The following is a 15,516-nucleotide window of genomic DNA, read 5'->3' on the forward strand; positions in this document are numbered from 1 at the left end:
AATGACCTCGCCAGACACCAACAGGCTGTTTTTTTATAACAAAGCGCGAAAAAATACCGCGAAGGCCTTTTAAATAGTGCGCAAATTTTGTATGATAGCCATATTGCGGATTTTTTGTAAATTTTTATTACAGTATTTACGGAGGTTTGTTTAAATGGATATAAAAGCAATGTCCCTCAGCGAATTCACCCAAAGAACGGCCAGCAAAGCATCGGTACCCGGCGGCGGAAGTGTCGCGGCACTGGCTGGCGCAATTGCGGCGGCACTTTCGGGCATGGTGGCCTCACTGACAATTGATAAAAAGGGCTATGAACAACACCGGCCCGAGATGCTCAACCTCTTTGAAAGGGCGGAGGTGCTTCGTGCGCGCCTGCTCGATGATATTGAGCGTGACTGTACCTCATTTGATGCTTATATCGCAGCGCTGGCGCTACCCAAGGAGACCGATCAGCAGAAGGAAGCGCGCAGCGCGGCGCTGCAGCAGGCGCTAAAAGTCGCTTCTGCCGTGCCACTGGAGGTTGCGCAGACTGCACTGGAGATCATGCCGTTGGCGAAGCTTGCGGTACAATACGGTAACACCAATGCTGTATCAGACGGCGTTATATCGGCTATGATGGCGCGGACAGCTATTTTAGCGGCACTTTGTAACGTCAAAATCAATCTTGGCTCCATTAAGGATGCTGACTATGTCGCCAAAACTGCGCAACATGTCCAAAAGCTTGAGCAGGTCGCTATCCAGATGGAAAAGGATATTTTAGCCGCAACCTCATTTTAAGCGTTTGCAATGTGGCGCGCGTATTATAACCTATGTTAAACGCGGATGATGCGAAGAGTTCCCTGACAAAAAAATACAAATAGGATAATAAAGCTCACATTATAGTAACTGTAATAAAACTTGCGCCATATTTTACTATTATTTATAAAGCCCCCATTGCCAGGCAACATAAGCCGGGCATGGAGGCTTTCTTGTAGCGCTGTTGATCAGTGTAGGATCACCAGCGCGAGCCAAGCCTCAAACGTGCTTCGGGCTTGGCTCGCTAAATATGATGTTCGGCACATTTTACCTGCTGTGCTTAATGTTAATTGTGATGGCCTAAAATCGCTTCTAAGTCTTGTTCAGGCGTTGAAATAGGCTTTATATCAAACTTATCAACTAGCACCTGCATGATATTCGGCGTAATGAATGCGGGCAATGTTGGGCCTAGGCGAATGTCCTTTATTCCCAAGGACAAGAGGACTAAAAGTATGCCGACTGCTTTTTGCTCATACCAAGAAAGCACTAGCGAAAGAGGCAGATCATTAACGCCACAATTAAATGCTTCGGCCAGGGAGACGGCAACCTTAATAGCCGAATAAGAATCACTGCATTGACCGCAGTCCAACACCCTTGGGAAACCTGCTACCGTTCCTAAATCCAGTTTATTGAAGCGGAACTTGCCGCAAGCCAAAGTCAAAATAATCGTATCTTTAGGCGTCTTTTCTGCAAACTCCGTGTAGTAGTTTCTGCCGGGTCTGGCACCGTCGCAGCCTCCGATTAAAAAGAAGTGTTTTATTTTACCGCTTTTAACTGCTTCAACAATTTCACTTGCATGGCTCAAAATAGCGTTATGTGCAAAGCCAATTGTAATTCTTTTTTCAGGTTCGTCTTGCTGCCAGCCGCCTAGTTCCAATGCTTTTTCAATCACAGAAGAAAAATCTTTCTTGCCGTTATTTTCTTCAATGTGCGGACAATCAGGCATTCCCACGATGCTTGTGGTGAACAGCCTATCCTTATAGCTGTCCCTCGGTTTTTGCACACAGTTGGTGGTCATCAATATGCAGCCGGGAATCCCGTCGAATTCTTCTTGCTGCTTCTGCCACGCTCCGCCAAAATTGCCAATCAAGTGTTTATATTTTTTTAGCCCGGGATACGCATTAGCAGGGAGCATTTCGCAGTGGGTATAGATATTTATGCCTTTGCCTTCTGTTTGCTCTAACAAGTCTTTTAAATCTTTAAAGTCATGACCTGATACAATAATAAACGGGCCTTTTTTCTTTGTGGTTAAAACCTCGGTGGGCTCGGGGTTGCCGAAAGCGTGGGTGACAGCGGCATCCAATAATGCCATGCATGTCAGGTTTGTTTTCCCAAGTTCCATATTGAGATTAAATAGATCCTCAACTGTTAAGCTGTCATCAATCGTGCCCGCTAATCCTTTATAAAAGAAGTTGTTTACCTCATCATCAAATTTCCCTAAGATATAAGCATGATGAGCATAAGCCGCCATACCCTTAAAAGCATAGATCAACAGTTCCCTTAAAGAACGGATATCCATATCTAAGGTTTCATCAGACATAATGCCTATATGCTTGGCATCCTCAAGCATTTCTTCTATGCTTTCGGGCGCTTTATAATTTGCCGCTTCGGGTACATTTTCTAATTTGCCAACTGCGTTTTTAAGCTCTTTTTTTATTTCTTCAGCCTTTTTAATGTATTCGAGAAATCTGGTTGGATCAAAATTTACATTAGTAAGGGTAGAGAACATGGTGTCTACAACAAATTTATTGATCTCACTTCTGATTTTTAGTCCATTTTCCAGATTCTTTTGGCCATAAAAGCCAATGCCTTTTAATTCGTGAATTAGTATATCCTGCAGGTTGGCAACAGTGGGGTTTTTACCACACACACCTGATTTTACGCAGCCCTTGCCACCTAACGTTTGCTCACATTGATAACAAAACATTGAACTATCCATTTTTACCTCCATTTATTGTACTTGCAGTAGTTTTTGTGTCGATGTATCTATTATTCAATTAGTAGGATAGACATTGCCAAAATATTTCAACAGACATAAGAAGGCCCGGATTATAGTCGGCTTTTTATTAATCAAAAATCCTATAGGGGCATCAATAAATTCTTCAGTTTTAACGTGGCTAGCCGATATTTAAAGAAACCGCACCGTGACACCGGCAATTATTGATCCGAAAAGGTTAAATAACATATCGTAATCAGTATCAGTCAGGTCGTGCTGACACCTGAGCTTTTTAGACACAACATCGTGAACAAACTCAAGAATTTCAAAAAGTGTGCCGATAGAAATACCTAAGGTTATTACAAAAAGAGATGTATACAAATCACTGTATGGAAATGGCGCAACTGCATTGTTCAAGATTGCAAAAGTCAGTAATGAGAAGGAAAATGCCCCCAATAAATGCAGCCACCGATCATATATTTTCGATTTATAATAATAATTGAGATAATTCCCCATAAAGAAATGCCCAATTACGGTGATGATTGAACAGGTTATAATAAATACAGGTATATTGACCCTAAAATAGTAATTATATAATAAAAACCAGACTACAAGAACCCATGCCAAAAAGTTGGAAGCTGCTTTCCCGAACTGTTTTCGTTTAAAATATTCGACTATTAAATAACTCTGTGAGATAGTGATTATCAAAGCGTTCATTATAAAATAACTTTTTGATGACATTTTTTTGCTCCTTAACACGACAAATTACAGTACGCCGAGAGATTAAAAAATGCTGACGCTTTGAATATTATGATTACTTGTACGAACCTTTATGCGGATTTTACACCCGCACTGTAAAGCGGTATTTTTTTAGGAACGTATTGTTTTATTTTTAGATATGGTTTATAAATAAAAAGACGCCTGAACCCCTAAAGGCTCTGGCGGCAGGTTTTTAAGCTATTCGATTCAATATAAAGGCCACGTTAAAACCGCCTAAGGACTAAAAGCACTTCACTGCCAAGATTCGAATCAGTGTCCTTAGAATATGCTTATTGTATTAGTTTGACCCGATTTCTGCCTTTATACAAGATATTTTGATTTTAATATAGATTTTTTTAAATTATTTGTCTAAAACCTTGATTTTTTTTTGTAGCTATGATATACTCATTTAGCTGTCAAAAATCAGTATATCTGGGTGTGGCGCAGATGGTAGCGCGCTACCTTGGGGTGGTAGAGGCCGCTGGTTCAAATCCAGTCACTCAGACCAAGAAAAAGTCATGTATGAGCATTCAAACTCATACATGACTTTTTTAGTTATGATAAAGTGAAATGAAGATTATTTTGGCCGATTTCTTTAGATTGAAAGTCTGTCCGCTTAGATTAGGCGGGCAGACTTTTGGCGTTACAAAATGCCGTATTTCGTACATTGCACTTCCCAAGCTGAAAAGAGCGTATTACGTCCGGGAGAACACGCTTACCTTTCGAAAATGAGGTTCTTCAGTAGCGACAGACGAGAGCGGAATACATCTTATATCGGATAGCGGCTTTGGATGACTCTGTTCATCATATAATTAATATAAGTTAATATATATGTATATATTAACAAAAATAATATAAAATAATATAAAAATCGACTACAAAAATAAAGATATTGTTTATATGTATAAATATAAAATTAATATTTTATGGAAAATGCATCTTGTAAAACTTTACAGTTCGGAATATAGTTTAAGTAATGGTTCGTTCCATCACTATTTTATAATGTAAAGGAGCATATTTTATGAGTACCAACCAAAATGCGTCCCCCTGTGTATCCGAAGAAGGCGCACTTGCGATTAAGAAGCTGACTTTCTGGGAAGCTGCACTGATCGTCGTTGGCGCAAACATCGGTTCGGGCATTCTGGGCCTCGCTTATTCCGCGCGCAAGGCCGGTTGGCCCATTCTGCTGCTCTGGCTGATCGTAGCCGGTATCTGCACCACGATCTCCATGCTCTATGTTGCCGAGACGACGCTTCGCACCAAAAAGCCGCTGCAACTGCCCGGATTAGCAGAGAGATACGTTGGAAAGCTCGGTGCGGTACTCGTATTCACCTCGGTTTGCGCCAACTCCATCGGCTGCATGATTGCCTACACCAATGGTAGCGGTAACATTCTGTCGCAGTTGCTTGGTGTCTCACGCCCGATGGGCAGTCTTCTTTTTACCATCCCGGCCGTTGTAGTCGTCTGGTTTGGTCTAAAGGCGACCGGTGTCGCTGAAAAGTTTATCAGCTCCGGCATGATCGTTCTGCTGGCGGTCATCATCGGTTTTTCGTTCTTGTCCGGCAAGGCAGATATTAGTCGTGCCATCTACACCAACTGGACATACGCTGTTCCTGTGTTCAATATCGCTATCTTCTGCTACATCGCACAGTATGCGGTTCCCGAATTGGCACGTGGCTTGCGCCATGAGCCGCTTTCGTTGCCCAAGGCGGTTATTATTGGCATGACCATTACCGGCGTCCTGCTCTCTCTGGTGCCGCTGGCAGTCATCTCGCTGACCGGTGCTGAGAACGTCACCGAAGTCGCGACCCTTGCATGGGGCCAGGCGCTTGGCAGCTGGGCACTCTATGCCGCAAACCTCTTTGCACTCTGTGCAATGATGAGCTCCTACTGGGCGGTCGGTGGTTCAATGCTGACCAACATCGTCGATATGTTCAAATTTAATAACGAGCATGATACGAAGACCCGTTTAATCGCGATCATCTCCGTGGGTCTGCCACCTTTCATCCTTGCTTATAGCGGATTGATCGGCTTTGTGGATGCAATCTACCTCGCCGGCACCTTTGGCGGCGTCATCATGTCGATTTTACCCGCCTTAATGGTCAACAGTGCCCGTAAGAATGGCGATGTGGAGCCTGACTGGAAGTGTGGCTGGTACGCACAGCGCTGGGTGCAGATTGTTATCATCGTTCTCTTCTGTACAGCTGCGTGTTATGCTATTTTTGATCTGATTGGCATCTTGCCGTCTGCATGGTAATAGTCATAGTTTGAAAGGAGCATTGTTTACATGCGCGTCATTCCAAAGGACAAGGTCATTTTCAGCTTTAATGCTAACAACAAGGCTTTTTATGAAGTGGAAAACGGTGAAACTTTCTGGGTGGAGACCGATGACTGCTACAGTGGGCAGATCAAAAACTCCTTAATTAAGCGTCCCGATATCGATATATCCATCATGGACTGCTCGGTCGGCCCGATCGACGTAAAGGGCGCAATGCCTGGCGATACCCTATGTGTAGAGGTGCTCGCCATCGAATTCGCTCCGCAGGGAGTTATGGTGACATCCAGAGGCCTTGGCGTTCTGGGCGACAAGATCACTGAGCCAGATACCAAGGTCATTCCGATCAAAGACGGCTTCGCACATTTCTCCGATGAGATTCGCCTTCCGCTGACACCGATGATCGGCGTATGCGGGGTAGCGCCCAAGCCTGGTTTGGATATCCACTGCGCCGTCCCCGGAGACCACGGTTCCAACATGGATACAAAGATGGTCAAGGTTGGATCGAAGGTTTATCTGCCGGTTTCGGTTGAGGGTGCTGGACTGGCGGTCGGAGATCTGCATGCCTGCATGGGAGACGGTGAGCTCTCCGGCACCGGAATCGAGACTCCTGGTCGTATCTGCATTAAGACAACCGTTTACAAGGATCGCCCGGTGGAGCGGCCTGTGATCGAGACCCGCGACAGTCTCTATTTTATCGCTTCTGATAAAACACTCGAGGCTGCGATCAAAGTTGCAGTTGATGATACGGTCTCCTTCCTGATGAAGAAACTTTCTCTTTCTTTCCCGGATGCATACCGACTGCTTTCCGCGACCTGCGATATCCAGATTAGCCAGGTGGTAAACGATATGCTGACCGTTCGTGTTCACTGTCCTAAATTCGATACAAGAATCGATACGATTTAAACAGTAAAATTTCACTAAATTGCTCCGGTTGATCCAATCGGGGCAATTTTGTTTTATCCCGCTCTTGCAGAGATGGTCCCTTTGTTTTAAAATAAAAAAAGACTGTCGCTTCCGTTGAAAGGAGGCTGTGCGGATGTCAAAAAAATTACGGACTTATTTTCCCAGTCGCTGGCAGGATACCGTGTTAATGGTGGTTGTCATGGTAACAGCACTAGATTTCTGTTTACTGCTGCGTCCGCTCGGCGTCGCCGGGCTACATGTGCCACTCGTGTTCGTGTTGGCGGTTATGATCGTTTCGGGCTGTACCAAGGGGTATTTATACGGCCTTCTAGCGAGCATCATCGCGGTCTTCGGCGTAAATTTCGCCTTCACTTATTCGGCGGATACCTATGCGATGCTTCTGACGGGATATCCACTGACGTTTTTGACGTTGTTTTCCGTTTCAATCATGACAAGTACCTTCACCACGAGAAACCGTGATCAGGAACGCATCCGTGCTGATGCGGAGCGCGAAAAAATGCGTGCTAATCTTCTGCGGGGAATCGGTCACGATCTGCGCACACCGCTTACATCCATTATTACAGCGTCAAATCTGTTGCTTGAAGAAGAACAAAATATCGACGCACAGCAAAGGAAAGAACTGCTCCTCAATATGCGGGATGAGTCGGAGTGGCTGATTCGGATGGTGGAGAATCTACTTTCGATTACGCGGGTCGGTGGCGAAGCCGCGAATCTCACCCGCGGCCCCGCAGCGGCGGAGGAGCTGATCGGCGAAGTGGCCTCGAAATTCCAGAAGCTCTATCCCTATGTTTGCGTAGACGCAATCAGTCCTGAAGAGCTGGTGATGGTTTCGGTAGATGCTGTTCTAATCGAACAGGTGCTCTTCAATCTGATGGAAAACTCCGTACAGCATGGCAAAGCTGACGAAATTGTCATTTCGGTCGTTCCAGTCGGGAAAAAAGTTCGGTTTTACGTAGATGACAATGGAAGCGGCATTGACGAGGCGCTGCTGCCGCATCTGTTCGAGGACTATGTTTATCAGATCACGAAAGAATCGAGCCATGACATGAAGCAAAATCTTGGTATCGGTCTGTCCGTATGCATGGCCATCCTCAAGGCGCATGACAGTGCCTTGCACGCAAGGAACAAAGCAGACGGCGGTGCACAATTTAGTTTCACACTTTCCTGAAGGAGGATGTAGTATGGAGGAGAAGAAGCGAATTCTGATTGTTGAGGACGATCAAATTATCCGCAACGTGATTGCGACCACATTGACTGCAAATGGTTACTCGATATACACCACCGGAAGCGGACTTGAAGCTTGCTCGATCATCATGAACCGGAAGCCTGATTTGGTCATCCTCGATATCGGACTGCCGGATATCGACGGGTTTGAAATCATCCGACAGGTGCGTTCCTGGAGTACAATGCCGGTGGTTGTTGTATCTGCGCGCGTACACGAGCTCGACAAGATCGAGGCGCTGGATATGGGCGCAGATGATTACCTGACAAAGCCCTTTGGAACCGGCGAGCTGCTTGCACGGGTGCGCACCGCATTACGTCACGCGCAAGCCGGACAGCCCCAGAGTGACAAAAATGGCATGCTCTACCGCAATGGCGGCCTGAGCATCGATTTTGAAAAGCGTTTTATAACGGTGGACAATGTCCAAGTCCACCTTACACAGACCGAATACAAGATCATATCTCTGCTCGCACAGAATTCTGGCAGAGTGCTCACCTACGAAACGATCATGAAGGAGCTGCGAGGCGACACTTCAAAATGGGACACCCAAACGCTGCGCGTGAATATGGCAAACATCCGCAGGAAGATTGAAAAAAATCCGGCGCGCCCCGCTTATATCTTCACTGAGGTCAGCGTCGGTTACCGAATGGCGGAAAGCGAGATCTAAAGCCGCATGTCCACTTTATGATGAGCAGGCAAAAACAAATGCGCGTCTATACGCTCCTTCAAATTTTGTAATTGCTGATTAATTGTTTAAAAGTTGTAGCTAAAAACACGGTCTAGACTTTGTATTGATGAGGATTCAACGATGGTATATTTCAACCAGTTAGATAACGTAGATATTGAAACTATCTACAAAACGTTTTTAAGTGCGTTTAATGATTATACCGTAGCCGTAAATTTGCCATATTTGCAATTTAAACACATGCTTAAACGTAAAGGGTATAACCCTCAAATATCGGTTGGTGCTTTTGAGCATAATCAGTTGGTAGGCTTTGTTTTAAATGGCTATCGCAACTGGAATGGAAAAACGACTGCTTATGACTTAGGGACCGGTGTTATTGCAAATTTTAGAAAACAAGGTATAACAACCAACCTATTACAAATTGCAAAAAAGCAATTTTATGATGCAGGGATTGAGCAGTATTTACTGGAAGTAATCACATCAAATACGGCTGCCGTGCAACTTTATAAAAAGAGTGGCTTTACGGTTCAACGAGAGTTTCAATGCTATGAGTTGGAACGTGCAGATCATACTCAAGGTGCGCTTTATACTGTTGACCATGTATCAAAACTGGATTGGGAACAGGTGAAAGATTTTTGGGACTTTAAACCTTCTTGGCAAAATTCTATTGAATCGGTTGAAGCCTTATCTGAAAACTTTATCTATTCTATCGTTTGCAAAAACAATACCATTGTTGGCTATGGAATTATTGATAAAGAGACAGGTGACATCCCTCAGATAGCAGTAAATAAAAGCTGGCGACAAAAAGGCATTGGTAGCAGTCTGATTGCTGATCTATTACAAAATACAGATGCACATAAAATAAAGCTTCTCAATGTCCAATGCCAGTCAGATTCGATTAAACACTTTCTTTTTAAAATAGGATTTAAATATAGCGTGCGTCAATATGAGATGCTTCTCAAGTTATAAGTCAACGCAATTATTTGAATAGTCGGCCGAATTTGTATTGATGATCATTTTTAATAATTTTTTGGGATATGAGAACCTCGTTGTTCTTTTTGTAGGTTTCGGTGTGCTTCTTGTTTGATTAAGACAAAGAAAGTATTATTATTAACTTCAGTTAAATGACAAAGAAAGTTATGCCAGACGTTGATGGCTAAGAATAAAAAACCTCACGCTAACGAATTTAAAACAATGGCTGGTTCCAAAGCATTCGCATTAGCCATAAAAATCAATGCTCCGTATGATTTAAAGTCCACACGGAGCATTGATCTATTTTATATGAGTATGTATTAGTGATAAGAAATGGCCGTTGTCATCCCGCCCAATGACAATTGCATATTGTTGGACATGTGATGCGGAATGTGGCAGTGGAAGGGCCAGTTTCCCGGATTGTTTGCTGTGAATTCCAAGTCGTATGTTTCTCCTGAAGCCACATTGATTGTACTCTTGATAAGCCTGTTTTGGACGGGTATGGTATTGCCATCGGTGGCCGATACTGCAAACTGGTGTCCATGGATATGAATTGGGTGCGCGTCATGCCCGAAATTGCCAAGCCTTATCCGAACTCCTTCACCTTTTTTTACATCAAGCTGGGTTACATATGGGAAACACCGGCCGTTAATTGTGAAAAAGTTGAAGTCATGTGATATTGGATTGAGGTCATATGTACCCGGCGATATTTCTCCCGCCATAAGCCCTTTGACGTTAAATTCTTGAAGCATTAGAAAATAGTCGCGTTGAATTTTGCTTTCATAGCGGCGGTCCAGAACGATAAATGCTCCGCCCAGCCCCATCATCTGCTGGACGGGGGCGGCAAAATGCGCATGATACATATGTGTACCCGGAGGATTTGTTATTCTGAAATGGTAATCAAAATATCCTCCCGGTTCGATTTTTGGTGACGGTTCAATTTCAGGGACACCGTCCATCGCATTGGGCACATCAAGCCCGTGCCAGTGCACACTCGTCGCTTCGGGCAGATGATTGAAGACACGGATATTCACATAGTCTCCGGAGTAAACCTGGATGGTCGGACCTGGAATACTTCCATTGTATCCCCATCCGTTTATGTATAGGCCAGGAAGTATTTCTCTTTTCACCGGCTCGGCAACGAGCTCAAAACATTTAAAACCGCTTTGCAGTCTGTAAGGAAGGTCAGGAATGTTCGGAGTTATAACCAATGGCGAAGCACCTCGTTTTCCAATATATATTATCTTATATATATAAAATAGTGATCTGTCTTACTACGAAGTCTTCTTATATCTCTATGGTAGCAATTTTTCATAAGGGTATACTGGCTTGTTTTCCGTAGTAATTGTTTGAAAACTCCTCCTTTGAACTTCCACCCGCCTACTGGCGCTCATGTAAAGAGAACCTACCCATAAAGTAACCCCCACGGAGAGCTCTCCGTGGGGGTTTTTCATTGACGAAAGCTTCCACCAGTAGACTTATATGTACCTTGTGTTATTTGAGCCACTAGTCATATCAGCGCTATTATAAAGTTACGGGGTGTTATTTTGCATCTGCATTGATGTACCCTGTGCGCGATTCAGATGCATTTGGAACATTTGATACTCGCCCTGAGCCATGTTCGAAAAAATGTTGCTGATCTCCTGAAAATGCTGAGCAATCTGCGTATCGTACATAGCATTTTGCTGGTGCATCTTGGCCATCATTATTTGCATCTGGTCCATATTCATTGCCATTTGATAATACCTCCTCATATCGTAGTCTCTTTATTTTACGTCAGATTGAACGGAAACGTTCCGGGTGTATGCTCGTCGAGAATTTGAAGATGAGATGTTATTATAAAAATGGCTTTTTCGGGAAGGGGTTCTCTAACTCCTCGTTCCTTCTCCGGCGTCCGGCTCTAAAAAGTCGGGCTGCTACCATTGGATAAACTTTGCGATATTACTCAGAAAATGCTGGGCAGTCCATAGAAGAAGCAGCGTAATTAGCATATGTGTTTTGAAATCGGAGCTAAATCGTTAAAAGTGTTAAGAGATTTGACGCAAAATAGGGTTTTCAAAGTTGCACAAACAACGCAGCTCGTTTTTGGTGTTTCATATGATTTTATTTTGAATGATAGAATCAGTGTTGACTTGTGGTTCAAAATTAATTAATATAATTGTATTATTAAATTGTTGAACAATTTTAATCAAACAAAAGGAGGAACAATATGAGTAATATTCTGGAGGGTGCATGGGACCTGCATGTGCACAGCGCACCTGACGTCATCAAGCGAAAATTGACCGATTTAGAGATGATGCAGCGTTTGATTGCAAACAAAATGAAAGGATATGCCATCAAATCGCATATTTCATCCACCACCGGTCGCGCTGCTTTGGCCAACCAACTTTATCCTGAGGCCACCGCTGTGGGCACCATCACCTTAAACAACACAGTAGGCGGCATCAACCCTTTTGCAGTGGAAATGGCTGTCAGAGATGGGGCCAAACTGGTCTGGTTACCCACCATTGATGCTAAAAATGAAAGCGATCATATTGCCGCCAACGCGGCACATGCAACAGATAAAACCAAAGTGCCATTCTTTGCAAAACTGCGCATGGAGCTCGCCGAAAAAGGGAAGCTTCAGCCACCCATTTACATCTTAGATGAAAAAGATGAACTGATTCCTGAGATGCATGCTGTCCTCGATATTATCGTTGAGCACAACATCGCGCTGGCCACCGGCCACATTAGTGTTAAAGAGGCTTTTGTTGTCGCACGTGAATGTCACAAACGCGGTTTTAAAAAACTGATTATCACACATCCGAATTTTCCTTCCACCACCTTTACCAAGGAAGAGCAAAAGGAGCTGGCGAAGCTCGGTGCCATGATGGAGCACTGCTTCACCACGCCCGACACCGGCAAAATAACCTGGGACCGCGCGTTTGAGGAAATTCGATATGTGGGCGTTGAGCACTGCATCATTTCTACCGATTTAGGCCAACCGGCCTACGTCTATCCGGATGAAGGCATCATAGGCTTTGCAAATCAGCTATTAACCCACGGATTTAGCGAGGAAGAAGTCCGGACCATGATTTGCCACAATCCGGAATATCTCATTAATGGATAAGGAGAATCAAAATGTTTGATGAAAACCAAAATGTGCTTGTCGTAAGTGGACATGCCGCAGACTTTGTCTGGCGTGCAGGGGGCACCATCGCCAAGTACATCGCACATGGCGCAAAGGTCAAGATCATTGTGCTCAGCTTTGGCGTCAGAGGCGAATCGAACGATCTTTGGAATCAACCAGACCAGACAGCAGAAAAGGTCAAGGCTATTCGCCGTACCGAGGCCACCGCCGCTGCCGCGTGCCTGGGTGTTACCGATGTTGAGTTTTGGGACTATGACGATTATTATATGGATCTGGACGACAAGGATAAAATTGATCGGATGGCAACGCTCATTCGAGAATTTAATCCGCATCATATCATCACCCACGGTGAAAAGGACCTCCTGAATCCTGATCATGACGCGGTTAATCGCTTTGTTTTCAAATCAAGTGTGCTGGCGATATCCAATGGTGTTCAGCTTGGTGACACTAAAACTTCCAAACAAACGCGCATCTTTGGCTTTGAGCCGCACCAGCCCGAAATTTGTGATTTTAAGCCCGAGGTAATTATCGATATCACCGAAACTATGGAAGCCAAAAAAGCCGCTATGAACTGCTACAAAGCGCAGGGGCACCTGATTGAATACTATACCGTTCGCGCGTTTGTGCGTGGAAATCACGCAAGACGCCTGTCGGGCAACAAGAGCTATAAATTTGCCGAAGCTTTTAACAGAAGATTTCCTTATGTCGGCGAATGGCTTGTATAACATTGAATTTTCACCAATATTGTGAGACAATTGTGTAGCTCCTTTTTGAGTGGAGTTGCCCGGAGGTAATATTTTATGGGAAAACCTGTTCTCGGATTTATTGGCCTTGGCGAAGCTGCATTTTCCATCTGCAGCGGGCTCACTTCGGTGTCTGAGCCGACCATATACGCCTATGACGTCATGGCTAACAGTGAAACAGCCGGGGAGCTGATACATAATCGTGCAAAGCAGGCCAATGTTACACTGGTCGAAACGCTTGAGCAGCTCGTCGACAAAAGCGATGTCATTCTTTGCGCAACCAGCGCCAAATATGCGCTTTCTATCGCCAAAGAGGCGGCGGAATTTTTAAAACCTGGAAAAATATATTCCGATATGAATTCTGCTTCGCCCATGGTTAAGCGAGAAATCGCACAGGCTGTTGATGCCACTGGTGCAAGTTTTGCAGATAGTGCCGTTATGGAAATTGTTCCTCCGCACAAACACAGAGTTCCTATTGCCGTAAGCGGAAGCGGCGCAAAAGAATTCGCGTCGTTGCTCAATCCGCTGCAAATGAATATTACATACATCAACGACAATGCGGGCAGCTCTTCTTCAATGAAGATGTTCCGCAGTATCTTTATGAAAGGCATGACCGCATTGCTGACCGAAACATTGCTGGCCGCCTATCAGGCCGGCGTATGTGATGAGGTCATGGATTCAATCACCAAAACGCTTACTGAGAAAACACCGGAACAGCTGGCCAACCTTTTGATAAACCGCACCGCTGTTGCGGCACAACGCAGAGTAAGCGAAATGGAGGACGTAAAGGCAACCTTGGAGGCCATGGAACTGCCGGCTTTCGCAACCGAAGGCACAATAAACCGGTTGCAATGGTTCTGCGACCTGGGCTTAAAGGAATATTTTAACGCTATTTCCCCAGCAGATTACCACGATGTATTGAGAGCAGCAGTAGAACTAAAAGCAAAAGGAGAAAAGTAAGATGAACAAGAAGATTATGGCCGTTCTTTTGTCAGCAATGATGGTTTTCAGCTTTGCCGCTTGTGCAAGCTCATCTCAACCTTCCGCATCTTCCTCGGCAGAAACAGCACCATCCGAAGCGGTGGCTCCTAAACTGGATTACCCCAAGCGTGCGATTGAAATGGTCGTTCCATTTGGCGCTGGCGGCTCTGCCGACATGATGGCCAGAAACGTTGCCCAGATTATGGGGAATTATATTGATAAACCAATTAACGTGGTTAATAAGGCCGGCGGTGGCAGCACCACTGGAATGATCTATGCCAATGAGCAGGAAGCTGATGGATACACCATTCTCGAAATTACGCCTTCGCTGCCCATCATCGAGGCGCAAGGAATCGCACCCATCAACTTTACCGAAAACTTTGTCCCGATCGGGAATTTCCAGGTGGATATACAGTCCTTTGCTATCAACAAGAACAACCCTAACTTCTCAGATCTTGATACCATGATCGCCTATGCCAAAGCGCATCCCGATACCGTTAAGGTAGGCGGTACTTCGCCCGGCGGCCTTGACGATTATATTGTAAGAGGCTTTTCCGAAGCCGCAGGAATCCAGCTTTTATATGTTCCGTATAATTCTGCAGCTGAGACGAAATCTGCGCTGCTCGGTGGCGAAATTGACATTTATCAGGACAAGCTCATCTCTTTCATTCAGATGCTTCAAACCGACGAGGTCGTGCCAATCGTCACCTTATATGATCGCCGCCTGACCGAAGTTGAAGAAATGAAAGATGTTCCCTGCACAGTTGAAAAGGGCATCAACTTCACTCAGGGCTCATGGAGAGGCTTCGCCGTCAAAAAGGGGACCCCACAGGAAATCGTGGACTATCTTGAAGAGCTCTTGAAAAAGGTATACGATTCTGAAGAATATCGCAAGATGGCTGAAAACGACAAGTCCGATCTCATTCCTGGTTACATAGACGCCAAAACTTACGGTGAGCTCTGGCAGAAAGAACTGGTAGGCTACAAGGATATCTTTAGCAAGTAAAGCGAATCACCTATATTGGCGAAAGCATCTGCAAACGGGGGACAGATCCCCCGTTTGCAGAAAATATAAAAGCACCTTTCGTCACAC

General features: G+C 44.7%; 13 protein-coding genes and 1 tRNA gene. 11 read left to right on the forward strand and 3 right to left on the reverse strand.

Going from position 1 to position 15,516, the window contains the following annotated elements; translation table 11 throughout:
* Positions 1-154: 154 nt before the first annotated feature.
* Positions 155-775 carry a cyclodeaminase/cyclohydrolase family protein gene (locus RBH76_13215; GenBank protein ID WMJ83674.1) on the forward strand — a complete coding sequence of 207 codons (621 nt, stop codon included), beginning with the start codon at positions 155-157 and terminating at the stop codon, positions 773-775.
* Positions 776-1,079: 304 nt separating this feature from the next.
* Here the strand turns inward: RBH76_13215 and hcp are convergent, their stop codons facing one another.
* Positions 1,080-2,732: a hydroxylamine reductase gene (gene hcp / locus RBH76_13220; GenBank protein ID WMJ83675.1), complete on the reverse strand. Its 1,653-nt coding sequence runs from the start codon at positions 2,730-2,732 to the stop codon at positions 1,080-1,082.
* A 1,188-nt stretch (positions 2,733-3,920) separates the two neighbouring features.
* Here hcp and RBH76_13225 point away from each other — a divergent pair.
* From RBH76_13225 to RBH76_13250, 6 genes are all read left to right on the forward strand, one after another.
* A tRNA-Pro gene (locus tag RBH76_13225) sits at positions 3,921-3,996 on the forward strand.
* A gap of 513 nt (positions 3,997-4,509) precedes the next feature.
* Positions 4,510-5,745: an amino acid permease gene (locus tag RBH76_13230; GenBank protein ID WMJ83676.1), complete on the forward strand. Its 1,236-nt coding sequence runs from the start codon at positions 4,510-4,512 to the stop codon at positions 5,743-5,745.
* A 30-nt stretch (positions 5,746-5,775) separates the two neighbouring features.
* Positions 5,776-6,669, forward strand: coding sequence for an acetamidase/formamidase family protein (locus RBH76_13235; protein WMJ83677.1), 894 nt, complete (start codon positions 5,776-5,778; stop codon positions 6,667-6,669).
* Positions 6,670-6,802: 133 nt separating this feature from the next.
* A complete protein-coding gene (locus RBH76_13240; protein ID WMJ83678.1) occupies positions 6,803-7,858 on the forward strand; it encodes a DUF4118 domain-containing protein in 1,056 nt (351 codons plus the stop codon).
* Positions 7,859-7,871: 13 nt separating this feature from the next.
* Complete coding sequence (locus tag RBH76_13245) at positions 7,872-8,579, forward strand: response regulator transcription factor (protein WMJ83679.1); 708 nt, start codon at positions 7,872-7,874, stop codon at positions 8,577-8,579.
* Between the two features lie 141 nt (positions 8,580-8,720).
* A complete protein-coding gene (locus tag RBH76_13250; protein ID WMJ83680.1) occupies positions 8,721-9,566 on the forward strand; it encodes a GNAT family N-acetyltransferase in 846 nt (281 codons plus the stop codon).
* A 323-nt stretch (positions 9,567-9,889) separates the two neighbouring features.
* On the opposite strand, the gene RBH76_13255 is transcribed toward RBH76_13250, so the two are convergent.
* The gene (locus RBH76_13255) at positions 9,890-10,780 is read right to left on the reverse strand and encodes a copper oxidase (protein WMJ83681.1); all 891 of its coding nucleotides are present in this window, start codon (positions 10,778-10,780) and stop codon (positions 9,890-9,892) included.
* A 321-nt stretch (positions 10,781-11,101) separates the two neighbouring features.
* Positions 11,102-11,305: a hypothetical protein gene (locus RBH76_13260; GenBank protein ID WMJ83682.1), complete on the reverse strand. Its 204-nt coding sequence runs from the start codon at positions 11,303-11,305 to the stop codon at positions 11,102-11,104.
* 473 nt (positions 11,306-11,778) lie between these two features.
* Between RBH76_13260 and RBH76_13265 the strand changes: the two genes are divergently transcribed.
* From RBH76_13265 to RBH76_13280, 4 genes are all read left to right on the forward strand, one after another.
* Entirely contained in the window at positions 11,779-12,678 is a 900-nt protein-coding gene (locus RBH76_13265) for a DUF6282 family protein (protein ID WMJ83683.1), read from the forward strand.
* Between the two features lie 11 nt (positions 12,679-12,689).
* Positions 12,690-13,424 (forward strand): PIG-L deacetylase family protein, encoded by a 735-nt coding sequence (locus RBH76_13270; GenBank protein ID WMJ83684.1) that lies wholly within the window; start codon positions 12,690-12,692, stop codon positions 13,422-13,424.
* Between the two features lie 75 nt (positions 13,425-13,499).
* Complete coding sequence (locus RBH76_13275; GenBank protein ID WMJ83685.1) at positions 13,500-14,402, forward strand: DUF1932 domain-containing protein; 903 nt, start codon at positions 13,500-13,502, stop codon at positions 14,400-14,402.
* A 1-nt stretch (position 14,403) separates the two neighbouring features.
* The gene (locus RBH76_13280; GenBank protein WMJ83686.1) at positions 14,404-15,429 is read left to right on the forward strand and encodes a tripartite tricarboxylate transporter substrate binding protein; all 1,026 of its coding nucleotides are present in this window, start codon (positions 14,404-14,406) and stop codon (positions 15,427-15,429) included.
* Positions 15,430-15,516 lie beyond the last annotated feature (87 nt).

It is taken from the genome of Oscillospiraceae bacterium MB24-C1 (assembly GCA_030913685.1).
Classification (GTDB): domain Bacteria; phylum Bacillota; class Clostridia; order Oscillospirales; family Ruminococcaceae; genus Yanshouia.

What these genes read in the sequence shown, in the direction of transcription:
- RBH76_13215 (WMJ83674.1), top strand. Translation starts at nt 155, where the DNA reads ATGGATATAAAAGCAATGTCCCTCAGCGAATTCACCCAAAGAACGGCC.
- hcp (WMJ83675.1), bottom strand. Translation starts at nt 2,732, where the DNA reads ATGGATAGTTCAATGTTTTGTTATCAATGTGAGCAAACGTTAGGTGGC.
- RBH76_13230 (WMJ83676.1), top strand. Translation starts at nt 4,510, where the DNA reads ATGAGTACCAACCAAAATGCGTCCCCCTGTGTATCCGAAGAAGGCGCA.
- RBH76_13235 (WMJ83677.1), top strand. Translation starts at nt 5,776, where the DNA reads ATGCGCGTCATTCCAAAGGACAAGGTCATTTTCAGCTTTAATGCTAAC.
- RBH76_13240 (WMJ83678.1), top strand. Translation starts at nt 6,803, where the DNA reads ATGTCAAAAAAATTACGGACTTATTTTCCCAGTCGCTGGCAGGATACC.
- RBH76_13245 (WMJ83679.1), top strand. Translation starts at nt 7,872, where the DNA reads ATGGAGGAGAAGAAGCGAATTCTGATTGTTGAGGACGATCAAATTATC.
- RBH76_13250 (WMJ83680.1), top strand. Translation starts at nt 8,721, where the DNA reads ATGGTATATTTCAACCAGTTAGATAACGTAGATATTGAAACTATCTAC.
- RBH76_13260 (WMJ83682.1), bottom strand. Translation starts at nt 11,305, where the DNA reads ATGGCAATGAATATGGACCAGATGCAAATAATGATGGCCAAGATGCAC.
- RBH76_13265 (WMJ83683.1), top strand. Translation starts at nt 11,779, where the DNA reads ATGAGTAATATTCTGGAGGGTGCATGGGACCTGCATGTGCACAGCGCA.
- RBH76_13270 (WMJ83684.1), top strand. Translation starts at nt 12,690, where the DNA reads ATGTTTGATGAAAACCAAAATGTGCTTGTCGTAAGTGGACATGCCGCA.
- RBH76_13275 (WMJ83685.1), top strand. Translation starts at nt 13,500, where the DNA reads ATGGGAAAACCTGTTCTCGGATTTATTGGCCTTGGCGAAGCTGCATTT.
- RBH76_13280 (WMJ83686.1), top strand. Translation starts at nt 14,404, where the DNA reads ATGAACAAGAAGATTATGGCCGTTCTTTTGTCAGCAATGATGGTTTTC.